The sequence below is a fragment of the Vitreoscilla filiformis genome (assembly GCF_002222655.1).
Taxonomy (GTDB): domain Bacteria; phylum Pseudomonadota; class Gammaproteobacteria; order Burkholderiales; family Burkholderiaceae_C; genus Ideonella; species Ideonella filiformis.
This window is the reverse complement of record NZ_CP022423.1, coordinates 1,595,813-1,607,802: the sequence shown is the minus strand read 5'-3', so window position 1 is coordinate 1,607,802 and position 11,990 is coordinate 1,595,813. Positions and strand designations below refer to the sequence as shown.

The following is an 11,990-nucleotide window of genomic DNA, read 5'->3' as shown; positions in this document are numbered from 1 at the left end:
CCGAACCGTTCGGCATCACACCTGGGCGCGCAGGCTGTAGAACGCGCTGAGGCCTTGGCCCTTCGTTGTGTCGGCCAGCAGTTCGGCTTTGAGCTTCAGGCTTTGCAGCTTTTCGCCCATCAGTGCAATCTTGTCGGTCGGCGGCACGTACAAGCGATGGAAGTCAGCCGTCACCAACTTGTTGCCATCGTTCTCGTTTTCGCCGACGTAAAAGCACTCCAGCTCGGCATCCAAGCGCGTGCAGGCCTGGTAGTTGATGTACGCGGCCTTGGTGTAACTGACCTTGATGGCCTCCCCATCGGCAATGCTGCCGCCTTCCAAGGGGATCAGGCCACCCGGCACCAGCTTGTAGTCCGTCCCTTCAATGCACGCAGCATTGGATGCATCCTTGACACCGGTGATCGCCGACGCGACATGGTTCAACCGCACCATGCCGCCCACATACGCAACATGGGCCTCATCGACCACCGGGGCGGTGTCCACGATGGCGCTTTCCGGCGCCCCCAACGCCAGCGCCCAGTTCCGCTTGTCCCAACGCCACAGCTCCAGCTCCACCTTGACGTCTTTCACGCGGGAGAGGATTTGATCCTTGCCACCGCCTGTGCGGCCGTAGTTCGGTACGTCCTGGGTGTCCAGGCTGTGGGTAATTTCCGCCTTGCCATTCAGCAAAGGGAAGAAGGCGCCCGTGGTACCCACCGCGCGGGCGTACAGACTGCCAACCAGGAGCAATGATTTCGAGTTCATGGGAAGCCTTTCTCAGCGAATCAAACTGAAAACTGAGTTGAAAACAGCAGCGGAAACATCACGGTGCCATCTTGGAAATACTTCGGTGTGGGGGCACCAGGCGCCCATGCCAGATTGCGGCTTGTGCCAGGCACACGCCATCCGTGCAGGCATTGGACAATTTGCGGCAGCAACGGCCCCACCTTTTCACCACCTCGGTCAGCGGTATTGCGCCCGGTTTTATCGACCAGGAACACCAGCCATTGCTGCCTGACCACAGACACGTCCGAATACCCATCCCCCCCGCCGTCTGGGGATTGGTCATGCAGCATCACCAAAGCCGCAGGAACTTGGCGCGTCCTGGTGGCTGTCGGTTCGATTTCATCCACCATCAAACTCTCACGCAGCGCAGGGACACTCGCAGCCAGCCGCGCCGCCATGGCACGTCCTACAAAAAGGAAGTCCGCCGCCCATGCCGAGTTGTTCGGGGCGCCCATCAATAACCCCGTTTGAAGTTGCGCCCGTCAGAAACCACGGCTGGCAAATTGCTGCTGGTATCCACCAGCGGCGCACCCACTGCATCGACACCCAATTGCAATTCACCTCGGCGGATGAAACCCAGGTTCTTTTGCGCCGTGTCGTAGCGGGTTTTGATGTGCTCGGGCGGCGTGCCCAGGTGCAAATAGAAATACGCCAGATCCTGCGCGATGTAGCGCAGCAGCACCGGCACCGATGAGAGTGGCAGCGTGTAGCGCCCCATCAGCACCGCATCCACCTCCGAATTGGCCCGGTCGCAAGCGCGTTGGGCCACAGCGGTATCCACAGCGTGGGTGCGGGGCGTGGCGCGGTCGGTGAGGTCGATCATCTCGTCCTCGCCAAACTCGGCCAACAAATCCGCTGGGGTGATGTAGCTCATGGGGCGGGCTCCCTTCGGCTGCGCTCAGGGAGCGCGGTTACTTGCTGCCCTTGGCGGGCTTGGCCGGCGCGGGATCTTCAGCGGGCGGTGCGGCACCAGCAGCCGATGCAGCAGCGGGGGATTCAGCCGGGGCTTTGGCAGCATCGGGCACCTCGATTTCCATCGTGGTGTCCACCACCACCAAACCCTTGCCGGCTTCATCGCGCAGGGCGGCCAGTTGCGCTTCGGTGAATTCACCCACCGGCACCTTTTGGGTGCCCGGCCCCCAGAAACGACCGGCGCGGCGAAAACCCTTTTCAGACGTGGCCGCAATCGCCAGCGCCTGCACTTGCTTGATACCCATGACGTGGTTTCCTTGATGTTCAGTAAAGGCCGGCTCAGGACAGCCAGGGGCAAACCACCACCTTGGCGGTGTCCCGCATGGTGTTGCTCTGGCCGTTGGCCAGACGCTCGGCGGTGAGGATGTCCAGCGCTTGGCGCTCCAGCGAGGGAGGCACCAGCAACACGGAGGGGCGCACCACCAGGGGTTTCCCGGCGTCACTGCGCACATTCATCATTGCGGCGCGGCTGGCGGCGTAGTTGCTCACGTCCAGCGTCTGGCGGCTGGCACGGGCCAGTTGCCACAGGCCAAAACCCACATTCACCCGTGCATCAGCGCCCCAAACGAACTCGTTCATTTCGAAAACGCGCTCGCTGTTGATGTTGGTGATCGCGTTGAAGGCGTAGTCCCGGCGCTTTTGAAACACGAGCGGCTTGATGTAGCGCGAGGTGTCCAGCAAATACCACGCCGTGCCCGAGCCGCCGTCGTAGTTCGAGAAACTGGACTGGTTGCCGGCCAAACCCACCGGGTGATCGGTGTCGAAAAAGTACTGGCCATCAAAACACTTGGTGTCGAACCCAGATTGCAGCAGGCCAAACAGCAGTTCATCCGGGTGCAGCGCAGCATCTTGGCCGAGCTGGCGCGACACCGGGGCGTAAACACCGTGCTGGTCATCTTCGATGGCCGTGCGCTTGACCTTGAACGAGTTTTCAAACTCCTTGTTTTTGATCGTGTAGCCGTGCTCTTCCAGGCTTTGGTACTGCCGGGAACCCAGCCATTCCCGGAAACTCGTGGTCGAGCCCAGCCAGGCGTATTCCTCTTCGGCTGTGGTGCTGGGCACCGGGGTGGCGAACTGCAAACCCATCGCCGGGGCAGCGCCCAGGCCTTCGGCAAACGCCGCGCTGTAGCCCACGTTGAGCGTGCGCAGGTTGTGGGTGGTGACTTGCATGGTGCGTGTGTCCTTGAGACTGTTGGTTGCGTGGCTTCAGTGCTGCATCAGCACTCGTCGCCGCCCCAGAAGATCCAGACGGTGCCGTCGTCGTCCACATCCCAGATCTGGCCGCCCGTGGTGCTGCGGGTGGAGCTGCCCGAGGTCAGGGCCACGGTCTGGTCATCCACGATGTAGGGCGTCATGCCGATGTGGGCGCGGGTGATCTGGTCGGTGCTGGTGCTGTTCTTGAACGGCCAGCAGCCCGCCGACACCTCGGCCTTCACATCGCCATTGGCACCGGTGGAGTTGTCCACGCGGCGGGTGATGACGCCCACGCCGCGCAGCGTGGTGCTGGTGCTGCCCTTGACGAGGTAGCCGCTGGCATTTATGGCGGCCAGCGCGCCGGCGTACAGCAACATGCTGGCGCCGACGGGGAACACACGCGGGCCACAGCCCTTCGTGCGGACGTTGCGATCAGAGGTGAGAGCAGTCATGGGTGCGCCTCGGTGCGGTCAGGAGGGTGGGTCAGGCGTTGGCCGCAGCCATCGCCACTTTTTGCTTCTTGTAGGCCTCGGGGGTGAGACCCATCGCGCGGCACACGCCCAGCTCGGTCGCATTCAGCTCAGCATTGGGGTCGCCCGGCGGCGGGCTCTTGCCGCCGTTCTGGCCATCCAGCAGCGGGGCGTTCATCGCAGGCTGGGCCTCCACCATCGCGCGCAGTTGGGCGATGTCCGTCTTGCCCAGCTTTTCCAGCGCGGCGCGCATGGCCGGTACGAACTTGGTGGGGATGGCAGCGGCCAGCAGTTCATCCAGCTCCCGCTGTTGGGCGCTTGCCTTGAGCGTGGCCAGCTCGCTCTGGGTCGTGGCCAACATGCCGCGCAGGGCCTCCATGCCGGCGGCATCGCCCGTGCCGCCATTCAGCTTGGTCTTGAGCGCCGCCAGCGGGGCGGTGATGTCGCCTTCGGTTGGCAGGCCCAGGTCGGTCTTGAGCTGGGTCAGCGCCGTCTTGAGCGCAGCGGCAGCAGTGGCCGTGGCGGCGTCTTGCTCGGCTTTGGCTTTCAGGGTGGTGATGTGGCTGTGCATCTGCTCGGCCGTGGCCTGGGGCAGGTTGAACAGGGCTTGCAGCAGCTTGAGCAAATCCATGTCGGTGGGCTCCTGGGGGTGGAGCTGGGCGCGCAGGCGTGCCTCAACGGCAGCCATGCCCAGCAGTGCGGGGTAATTGGTGAGGGCGGCCATCTCCAGGCCCACCACGTCGCCGGTGGCCGGGTCGTAGCGCAGCACGGGGCTGATGTAGAGGTACTCGCGCGCTGCGATGTACCCCTTGGCGGCCTCCGTCCAGTCAGTGGTGGCCCACAGGCCTTGCCTATCGCGCCAGGCGAAGGCCTTCATCCAGCCCGCAGCAGGGGCCGGCTTGCCGTTTTCCTCGGCTTGGAGGGTTTGGTGTTCGTAGTCGATTACCAGCGGCGTCTTGGCCGCCGTGGCGTTCAGCTTGGCAGCCAGGGCGCGGCCCTGAGCGTCGGTGAGCTTCCAGGTCTTGCCTGGGCCTGGCCTGCCGTCACGCGCAGCAAACTCGCCAAACGGCAGCACCTGCACCTGGGAGGTATCAGCACTGCCCGACAGGGCCAGGGTGGAGGAGAGGAGGGCGAGCAAGTAGCGCATGGCCACATGCTCGGGCCAGCGCCTGAAAGCTCATATCTCAGGTTGGATTGGTAAATGAGGCCGCAAGCCAGTGCGCCACCTCATCCGAAATAGCGTCCCGATCTACCGGCGCCAGCTCACCCTGCTCCGGGTCAGCAGTGAACAACCCACGTCGCGGCATGCGGTGGGTGCCGTATTCGTGCAACAGGGGGATGCTCCACTCACCGCCCAGTGGCCCCGTCTTTCCGCCGTGTGACCGACGGGACATGAGCACCTCCAGCGTCGGTGCGGTCTTGTCGCGGTTATCCACTTGAGACGCCAACGAGTCCCGCATCGTCCCCGTGCGTTCCAGCAAAGTGCCCTGGCTGCGGCCCTTATCTTCAGCGTCGTACCGCTTCTGCGTAGCGGGGGACAACCCCGTCCACGCACTGCCGTCTGGCGCTTGCTTGGTGCTGAACCGCTCTCGGATGCGCCCTTCCCAGTCTGCTCCGATGTTTTCCAACATCGGTTGGAGGTTGTCCAGTCGCTGAACCGCTTGGCGCAACAGCGCCAGCAGCCGCTCTTCACCAATCAAATCCCCGACCAATCCGGCGTCGTTGCTCATTTTTTAACCTTGAACAACCGCTCCGCTACATCCACCGGTACGCCCCCGTCAATCGCACGGGCGCGGTTTGCCGCCATCAACTCCTCATCGACCTCAGCGGGGCCGCCGTCGAGGATGGAGTGGTGCAGCGCCGCATTGGTCGGCCTACCTCCCACCATTTGGTACATGGCATCACCGCGAGGCCGCAGGGCATCGCCTGCAAACGGGTCAAAGTCACTTGGTAGAGGCATGGACATAACTCCAGAAGTGGCGCATCGCCAGCGCATCATCAAAGGGCAGCATGCCCTCCCAGGCGCTGCCCATCAGCAGAGCCTTCATGAGTGTGACACCCCCCGGCATGTGGGCGTATTCCGGCACACCCGCCAGGATGACATTCAGCGCAGGCGTGTCCACTGACAGCAGGTCGCGCACCCAGCGATTGTCGTCTTGCAGCGCGTCAAACGCGCTCTGGAAGTCGGCCAGCTCTTGGCGCGCCACAGCAGGCAGCGTCTGCTGTGCCAACAGGGCCAGCGGATCAACCCCTCGTGAATAGGCAAACGTGCCCGTCTTGGGCACGGGGGCGAACCCGTAGCGTGCCCAGGCGTAGCCGCCCACGTCCAGGTTGGCAATCAACTCGATGCGCCGCATCCCCATGCGCTGGTACTCGGGCACCAACGCCGACATCAACCGCTTGACAACACCTGCGCCTTGCATGGCCTCGGGCAGTTCCAGCAAATCCAGCCGGGCCGTGCCCGTGTTGAAGTCGAACGTCTGCGTGAGCATCGTGGCTGTCCCGCCTGGCATTGGCACGTTGTGCCCGCGCACCGTCACACCCGGCCCATTGCGCTCTTTCATCACCACCATCCACGATGCGTTTTCCCCACCCATCACAGGTGGTGGCAATTGATCTGTGCCAGTGATGGCGCGCACCAGGGCCTGCGGATCCAGTCGCCCGTCTGTGAGGGCATGCAGTTGGGCAGGGGTGATTTCGTAGGGCTCCAGCCGCGCATCCTTCAGCCCCTGAGCAAACTGGTGCGGCGTCAGTGGCGTGCTGAGCTGAGGCGCCAAGTCGGGCATGGCGCGCACGATGTCAGCCAATACCACCTGCGCCACCTGGGGAGGCAACAGTGGCGCCGTGGCTTTGATGGCATCCACCAGCCCCTTGTCCCGCATCCCAGCCCTGCCAGGGTTGTAGGCAAAGTTCGGGTGCACGCCGATGGGCACTTGCATCACCTCGCCTGTGCCGGGGTGGATGTACTCGATGTCGGGCTCAGCCGGCGCAGTCCGCTTGATCGTTTGCCCGGCATCCTGGCGCCTTTGCAACTCTTTTTCGTCGAGTGAAAACGCCTGGCAGCGGCAGCGGTAGCGGCACGGTGGGTAGTGTGTGTTCCACCATGGGTCGTCCAACGGCAGGCAGACCCCGTCATACAACGCATGCTGGGCACTCACCCGCCCATCGTGCATCGTCTGGTACAGCCCCAGGGGCTTGCGGGCCTTCTGCTGTTCCATGCGCTGCCAGCGCGCCGCCGCATGGGTCATGCGGGTGTTGGTGTCGAGGATGAGGTTCAGGCGACGGTCATCAAACCGCGTCGTGCGAACCTCCCCCGTTTCAGGGTCGGTGATCTCGATGTCACCCCACCATCCCTTGGCCACCAGCTCGCCCCGCATGGCCTCGCGGAACCATTTGTCGCCCCGCCCCTCCTGGATGGCCTGGTCGAGCGTGCCCTGGAACAAGTTCAGGATGTCCAGCCGCGCTACGCCAGCCACGGCCACGCCGCGCGCGTGTTCGTCCTGGAACACATCCTGCCATCGGAACGACGGCAGCAGATCGCCGCGCTCTGCAAACACACGCACGGCATCGCGGGGTGTCATCTGGCCCAGGTTCAGCATGGGCATGTCACACCCCCGGTTGGGTCAGATTGACATCCGCTGCTCCCAACACAGCGCCCTTCTGCCCCGCACGAGCAATGGCCTCACCCAGGGGACGTGTATCCATGCGCGCAGCCATTTGCGCCATACGTGCCCGCAAGCTCTCCAACGATTCGCCCGATGCCGCCGCTTTGTCAATCTCATCCAGCAGCGGCTGCACCAGCGGCGCCATGAGCGGCTTCCAGTGCGTCAGCTCGGCCTCGATCACATCATCCAGCACATCATGCGGCCCATGGGCTGGGGTGGGCGGCAGGGCACCGCGTGCGGCAGCGGCCTTGGGGGCCGGGGCAGGCGCCGGCTGCGGGGGCGGAACGAGCAACGGTGCGGGGGCGGGAGCACCCAACACCGCCTGACCTTCCGCCGCCATCGGAATTTTGAGCCGATCGTGCGCCCACGACACGGCAATGCGCATTCCCCCGGCGGCCAGCTTCGGCAGGTTTTCGGCAAACGTCTTCAGGTCTTCGGCCTGGTCGGTGAGCCACTTCCAGCGCGGGGCGCGGCGTGGGTCAACACCGGGTTTGTTGAGCGCGACCATCGGCCAGAGCAACTGCTGGGTCAGCGTGGTGGCGAGCTGGGCCAGATCGGCATCGCGGATGTCCATGCGCACCTCGTTGTGCACATTGCCCAGCGCCTGGGTGCCGTGCTGGCCCTCGCCACTGGTGAGCGTTTGCCCCACGATCACTTTACTTTGCACCGCGTCCATGCGCTGCGCCATCGACAGGTAGGGCCCCTCGGTGCCCTCAGCCCCCTTGATGAGATCGATCTTCATGCCAGCAGGCATGATCCCCGCCGCATTGCGCCCCAGGCTCACCACAGCCTGCATCAGGCGGCTTTTCTCCGTGTCGCTCGCACCCACCGGAAAGGTGCCGATGCGCATGGGAATACCCAGAATTTCCAAAATCTCCATCAGGTCGGTGTCACTGGCCCATTTGAAAAGATGCGGCCAGGCCAGCACCCGCACCAGCCCGTCACGGGTCATGTAGCCGTTCAAGCTGCGGTGACGGTGCAGCAGCCAACAACCCGGCAGCAACGGTTGGCCGTAGGCGCTGGAACCATCGCGCAGGTTCCAGCGGGTGCCGCGCTCGTCCGGGCACAGCCAGCGCGTGGGACGCGCTTCAAAGCTGACGGGCAGCAGCGCCCCGCCTTGCATCTCCCAGCGGATTTCCTGGGCTGAAACACTCTTCAAAACGGCATCCATCGCCGCTTTCTTGATCTGCGCCAGCGGCAGCTCCTCCACCCATTCAGCCACTTCCTCGGCCAACGCTTTCTCGGCAGCGCTGGCGTTGGGTGGCGGGGCGATCTGGTGCGGCGTGGCCACCACCACGGCAGCGCGCTTGTCCAGCTCGGCATAAACGTGGCCATCGCGCTCCAGCATGTCGTCGGCCAGGTCGAGCTGGGCCATTGGCTGACCCTGCTCGGCGTCTTGCAGGATGCTGGCCAGTCGTGCTGGGGTCAGCCCTTTGGCCGGGTGGGTGGCCCAGTCGCGCTGCAACATCGCCACGCGGGCGGTCTGCTGCTCTTGCATCGGAGCCACCTCAAACGGGCGGCCGTGCTGATCAACGATGGTGCTGGCAGGCATGGTCAGGCTTTCGCGGTTTTAAGCCCATTGGCAGGGCTGGTGCCTCCAACCCCCTGCCGCGCGCCTGACAACGGCCTGTAAACGTTTATAAACAGTTTAGGCGGGCTATTGCGGCGCACGATTGGGATGCGGCGGCGGGTGTTGTGGAGGGAGCGGGCTAAATCCGCTCTCGGTCAAGATCAAAGGCGTGCCAGTCGTCTTCATTGCCTGGGCCATCGCGGCGGCGCTCTTCGGGCTGTTCTGCCCAGGCGCTAGCGGTAGCCGGCAGCGGGATGAAGTCGATCTCGCCCACCTCGCGGGCAAAGGCGTACACCAGCAGCAGCAGCGCAATGGCAAAGTCGCCGTGACGCTTTTGGCCCTTGCCACCGCCTTCGGCCGCAGCGGCGCGGGCGCCGGCGCTTTGCATCGTTTCCTCGGGCAACACGGGCACGCCGCGTTTGTCCAGCGCGAAGCTGCGCAGGTCATCGCGCAGGTGCTCATCGCGGGGGATGCCGTCCAGCGTCCCATCCTCCAGGCCCGCTTTGAGCTTAGGCATGTTGGCCAGGTAGAACTGGGCGGTGAACTTCACACCCTCCACCAACATGGCGCCGTAACGCTGCGCAGCGGCCTCGGCGTGCTCCGAGCCGTTGCCCGAGGCATCCAGCGCCGCACCGCGCCAGCGCGGCAGGTGGTCGATGATGTGCCAGAGGATTTGCCGTTGCACCGAAAACGGCGCGTTGCCCAGCTCCAGCACCAGGCGCACGCGCTTGATGAGGTCGGCGCCCTCTTCACCCACCGCGATGACGCTCAAGTGACCACTGCGCGCAAAGTCTTGCCCCAGGGCATGGGGGCGTTGCGGATTCAGGCGGCGTAGGTGCGGGGTGACAAACTCGGCCAGCCAGCCGGCCACTGCGTGGGTGCGCACATCCTCGGGGAGGAAGGCAAACCCATCGCCCCAGCGTTTGCGGATGATCACCGGGCCGGTGGGCGCAGCGGGCCACGGTGCGGTCATGCGCTGGCTGATGAGTTCCAGACTGAGGTAGCGGCTGCCGCTGTTGCTGGGGATCACGTCCAGCTCCTCGGCGGCGCCATCGCCGTACAGCTTGCGGGCTCCATCGGCCCACGCCTTTTCGGCCTCTGGGGTGTAGGTCAGGCCTTTGCGCAGGCACACGCGCTTGTATAGGCCCGCTTCCACTGCCTCGTCAAACGTGACGCGGTGGACATTGGCTTGTGTGGGGGGCCCACGCTTGCCCGCGCGGATGTCTTGGATCAACTCGTTGAACGGGTTATCTGCCCCGTCATGCGTGCTGATGATGCGCACCTTATCGCCCCACAACAGCATGGCCAGCGCGGCTTTGAGCAGTGCGGCCAGGTCGGGGGCAAATGCGGCCTCATCGATGACGATCACGCCCTGCTTACCGCGTAGGTTGTTGGGGCGGCTGGACAGCGCCACGATGCGCCGCCCGGTGGCCGGGAAGCTCACCTCATAGGTTTTGATCAGTCGCTGCTGGCCGGAAGTGGGGTCTTTGCCGTCGTCAAAGATGCCCTCGCCGATTTGGCTGGCCACATAGCTGAACGCCTTGGCCCACATGGCCACGGCTTCGATGTACTCCCGCGCCATGTCGTGGTTGGCGGAGATGTAAAACACGTTGCTCCCCCCCTCGCTGGCAGCAATCAGCACGTTGTCGGCCGCTTCTGCCCAGGTCATCCCCGTGCGGCGGCTTTTCTCCATGACCTTGAGCTGCGCCGAGTCTTCCAGCCAGCGCTGCTGGTAGGCCAGCAGCACGGGTGGTGGGGCATCATCAGCGGCGCCGGGGGCGAGCAGGGACAGCGGGGCGGGGATCTGGGCGGGATGGGTCATGCTGCAAATCTCGGTCAACACACACCGGGAGGTAAAAGCCGTACTCGTCGTCGTAATCTTCCGGCGGCAAGAACTTCATGGCGTGGCCTTTGGTGCATGGGTTGTAGGTGTCGGGGCACTCTTTGCGCGGCATGGGGTGCTGGTCGTACCACGTCACAAAGTGAGTGCATTCATGGCACCAATGCTCCGGCTTGTTCGTCGGTTGTTCATTGGCGCGCCGGGCAAGCTCCTCGATCAACTGCTGGGTCGAGTACTCCCTCAAGTTCCAGGCGTCGCCGCTCATGGATGCCTCACGCCCCAGCCGTCTTGGCCGGCACTTTGGTGATGCCCAGGATGCGGGCGCGGATCTCGTTTTGCTGCTCCGGCGTCAGCCCACCGGTCTTGGTGATCTTGGCCACGGCATCGGCGGCGGCCTTGGCGCGCTCTTCAACCTCCTGCCGCCAGCGGGCCTGCGCTACCCGTGCACGGCTTGTGCGCGTGAGCGTCAACGCCGCTTTGTCCAACAGCTTGAGCCGGGCCGCTGGGTCTTTCTCGGCTTCGCTTTCGCGCACAACCATCAACGTTTCAAAGACATCGGTTTGCACCAGTGCCAACGCAGCCTCTGAGCGCGTGTCCTCGTCATCACGGGCCGTCTCTGCAATCAGCCGGGTGGCTTCGGTGGCGGCCTTGATGGCCTCGGCAGCTCGCTTGATCCGGGCGCTTTCATCCCCCACTGTGCTGCGGCCGATGCTCATGCTGATGCCGGCCTGCTTGAGCATATCGCGCAGCTCATCGGTCACGCCGGTGATGTCGCCAAAGGCGCGATCCACCAGCGTCTGGTGCAGCCACTTGCGGATGTCACCGGGCAGCTTGGCAATCTTCCCCACGGGCGGCATGGCTCACGCCCCCGGCATTGGTGCGGCCACGCCGGGCACTTTGGCCCGGCCTTCGGCCACATCCAGCCCGCGCTGGGTGAGTGTCGCCACCAGCACGCCCTGGGGCTGCTCGGTGGTGGCCAGGCCTTGCTCAGCCAGCCATGCCAGATCGGTGGCCACGGCATCGGCGCTGACGGTGTGTCCCACCGCGTCACAGTAACGGCGCAGCAGCAGCGCGTTGGCGCGGTACTGAGAGGCCGCAGCCAGGGCGCGCAGCAGCACCAGGCGGCGGTCTTCGGTTTGCACTTGGGCGTAGGGTTTCATGGCGATTCAGCCCCGGTTGGTCAAGAGGTAGGTCTCGATGCGGGCCAGCACCTGACCATTACGGTCAGTCGCCTGGCGCAGGGCATCCACGTCACCGCGCACCTCGGCCACATCCCCCTTGGTCGCTAGGTTGACCAGCTTGGTCTCAACCACCACCACACGTTCCACGAGGGTGCGGTGTTCTTTGTCGGCGGCCACATGCTGTTCGGCGTGGCGGGTTTCAAAGGCGGCCAGCGCACCGAGCGCTTGTTCGCCCGGTTTGCGCAGCCACACCGCCGCCGCAGTGGCCAGGCTGACCAGCGTAGAGCCGGCACTGAGCCAAAAGCTCGGGTTGCTGAAATCATCCATGCGTCG

General features: G+C 64.5%; 16 protein-coding genes. All 16 read right to left on the bottom strand.

Features of this window, described 5'->3' with window-relative positions:
- Window positions 1-15: 15 nt before the first annotated feature.
- Entirely contained in the window at window positions 16-744 is a 729-nt protein-coding gene (locus VITFI_RS07660; protein ID WP_089415339.1) for a phage tail tube protein, read from the bottom strand.
- Between the two features lie 20 nt (window positions 745-764).
- A complete protein-coding gene (locus tag VITFI_RS07655) occupies window positions 765-1,220 on the bottom strand; it encodes a phage tail terminator protein (RefSeq protein WP_089415340.1) in 456 nt (151 codons plus the stop codon).
- Window positions 1,220-1,639 (bottom strand): gp436 family protein, encoded by a 420-nt coding sequence (locus VITFI_RS07650; protein ID WP_089415341.1) that lies wholly within the window; start codon window positions 1,637-1,639, stop codon window positions 1,220-1,222. Before VITFI_RS07650 ends, VITFI_RS07655 begins: the two co-directional genes overlap by 1 nt.
- 37 nt (window positions 1,640-1,676) lie before the next feature.
- Window positions 1,677-1,982, bottom strand: a complete 306-nt coding sequence (locus VITFI_RS07645; RefSeq protein ID WP_089415342.1) for a hypothetical protein — start codon at window positions 1,980-1,982, stop codon at window positions 1,677-1,679.
- Between the two features lie 34 nt (window positions 1,983-2,016).
- Complete coding sequence (locus VITFI_RS07640) at window positions 2,017-2,907, bottom strand: Mu-like prophage major head subunit gpT family protein (protein ID WP_089415343.1); 891 nt, start codon at window positions 2,905-2,907, stop codon at window positions 2,017-2,019.
- A gap of 47 nt (window positions 2,908-2,954) precedes the next feature.
- Window positions 2,955-3,383, bottom strand: coding sequence for a hypothetical protein (locus VITFI_RS07635; protein ID WP_089415344.1), 429 nt, complete (start codon window positions 3,381-3,383; stop codon window positions 2,955-2,957).
- Between the two features lie 31 nt (window positions 3,384-3,414).
- A complete protein-coding gene (locus VITFI_RS07630; RefSeq protein ID WP_089415345.1) occupies window positions 3,415-4,548 on the bottom strand; it encodes a phage protease in 1,134 nt (377 codons plus the stop codon).
- A gap of 37 nt (window positions 4,549-4,585) precedes the next feature.
- Window positions 4,586-5,131, bottom strand: a complete 546-nt coding sequence (locus tag VITFI_RS07625) for a phage virion morphogenesis protein (RefSeq protein ID WP_089415346.1) — start codon at window positions 5,129-5,131, stop codon at window positions 4,586-4,588.
- Window positions 5,128-5,361: a hypothetical protein gene (locus VITFI_RS07620; protein ID WP_089415347.1), complete on the bottom strand. Its 234-nt coding sequence runs from the start codon at window positions 5,359-5,361 to the stop codon at window positions 5,128-5,130. Before VITFI_RS07620 ends, VITFI_RS07625 begins: the two co-directional genes overlap by 4 nt.
- Window positions 5,345-7,006: a phage minor head protein gene (locus VITFI_RS07615; RefSeq protein WP_089415348.1), complete on the bottom strand. Its 1,662-nt coding sequence runs from the start codon at window positions 7,004-7,006 to the stop codon at window positions 5,345-5,347. Before VITFI_RS07615 ends, VITFI_RS07620 begins: the two co-directional genes overlap by 17 nt.
- A 1-nt stretch (window position 7,007) precedes the next feature.
- Window positions 7,008-8,618 (bottom strand): DUF935 domain-containing protein, encoded by a 1,611-nt coding sequence (locus VITFI_RS07610; RefSeq protein ID WP_089415349.1) that lies wholly within the window; start codon window positions 8,616-8,618, stop codon window positions 7,008-7,010.
- Between the two features lie 157 nt (window positions 8,619-8,775).
- On the bottom strand, window positions 8,776-10,458 hold the full coding sequence (locus VITFI_RS07605) for a terminase large subunit domain-containing protein (protein ID WP_198301547.1): 1,683 nt from the start codon (window positions 10,456-10,458) through the stop codon (window positions 8,776-8,778).
- Complete coding sequence (locus VITFI_RS07600; RefSeq protein WP_089415350.1) at window positions 10,400-10,741, bottom strand: hypothetical protein; 342 nt, start codon at window positions 10,739-10,741, stop codon at window positions 10,400-10,402. Before VITFI_RS07600 ends, VITFI_RS07605 begins: the two co-directional genes overlap by 59 nt.
- A 7-nt stretch (window positions 10,742-10,748) precedes the next feature.
- Window positions 10,749-11,333, bottom strand: coding sequence for a phage protein Gp27 family protein (locus VITFI_RS07595; RefSeq protein WP_089415351.1), 585 nt, complete (start codon window positions 11,331-11,333; stop codon window positions 10,749-10,751).
- Between the two features lie 3 nt (window positions 11,334-11,336).
- Window positions 11,337-11,636: a VpaChn25_0724 family phage protein gene (locus tag VITFI_RS07590; protein ID WP_198301548.1), complete on the bottom strand. Its 300-nt coding sequence runs from the start codon at window positions 11,634-11,636 to the stop codon at window positions 11,337-11,339.
- Window positions 11,637-11,642: 6 nt separating this feature from the next.
- Complete coding sequence (locus tag VITFI_RS07585; protein WP_089415353.1) at window positions 11,643-11,984, bottom strand: hypothetical protein; 342 nt, start codon at window positions 11,982-11,984, stop codon at window positions 11,643-11,645.
- Window positions 11,985-11,990: the final 6 nt, after the last annotated feature.

Coding starts and splice junctions, on each gene's coding strand:
- VITFI_RS07660 (WP_089415339.1), bottom strand. CDS start 744: ATGAACTCGAAATCATTGCTCCTGGTTGGCAGTCTGTACGCCCGCGCG.
- VITFI_RS07655 (WP_089415340.1), bottom strand. CDS start 1,220: ATGGGCGCCCCGAACAACTCGGCATGGGCGGCGGACTTCCTTTTTGTA.
- VITFI_RS07650 (WP_089415341.1), bottom strand. CDS start 1,639: ATGAGCTACATCACCCCAGCGGATTTGTTGGCCGAGTTTGGCGAGGAC.
- VITFI_RS07645 (WP_089415342.1), bottom strand. CDS start 1,982: ATGGGTATCAAGCAAGTGCAGGCGCTGGCGATTGCGGCCACGTCTGAA.
- VITFI_RS07640 (WP_089415343.1), bottom strand. CDS start 2,907: ATGCAAGTCACCACCCACAACCTGCGCACGCTCAACGTGGGCTACAGC.
- VITFI_RS07635 (WP_089415344.1), bottom strand. CDS start 3,383: ATGACTGCTCTCACCTCTGATCGCAACGTCCGCACGAAGGGCTGTGGC.
- VITFI_RS07630 (WP_089415345.1), bottom strand. CDS start 4,548: ATGCGCTACTTGCTCGCCCTCCTCTCCTCCACCCTGGCCCTGTCGGGC.
- VITFI_RS07625 (WP_089415346.1), bottom strand. CDS start 5,131: ATGAGCAACGACGCCGGATTGGTCGGGGATTTGATTGGTGAAGAGCGG.
- VITFI_RS07620 (WP_089415347.1), bottom strand. CDS start 5,361: ATGCCTCTACCAAGTGACTTTGACCCGTTTGCAGGCGATGCCCTGCGG.
- VITFI_RS07615 (WP_089415348.1), bottom strand. CDS start 7,006: ATGCCCATGCTGAACCTGGGCCAGATGACACCCCGCGATGCCGTGCGT.
- VITFI_RS07610 (WP_089415349.1), bottom strand. CDS start 8,618: ATGCCTGCCAGCACCATCGTTGATCAGCACGGCCGCCCGTTTGAGGTG.
- VITFI_RS07605 (WP_198301547.1), bottom strand. CDS start 10,458: ATGACCCATCCCGCCCAGATCCCCGCCCCGCTGTCCCTGCTCGCCCCC.
- VITFI_RS07600 (WP_089415350.1), bottom strand. CDS start 10,741: ATGAGCGGCGACGCCTGGAACTTGAGGGAGTACTCGACCCAGCAGTTG.
- VITFI_RS07595 (WP_089415351.1), bottom strand. CDS start 11,333: ATGCCGCCCGTGGGGAAGATTGCCAAGCTGCCCGGTGACATCCGCAAG.
- VITFI_RS07590 (WP_198301548.1), bottom strand. CDS start 11,636: ATGAAACCCTACGCCCAAGTGCAAACCGAAGACCGCCGCCTGGTGCTG.
- VITFI_RS07585 (WP_089415353.1), bottom strand. CDS start 11,984: ATGGATGATTTCAGCAACCCGAGCTTTTGGCTCAGTGCCGGCTCTACG.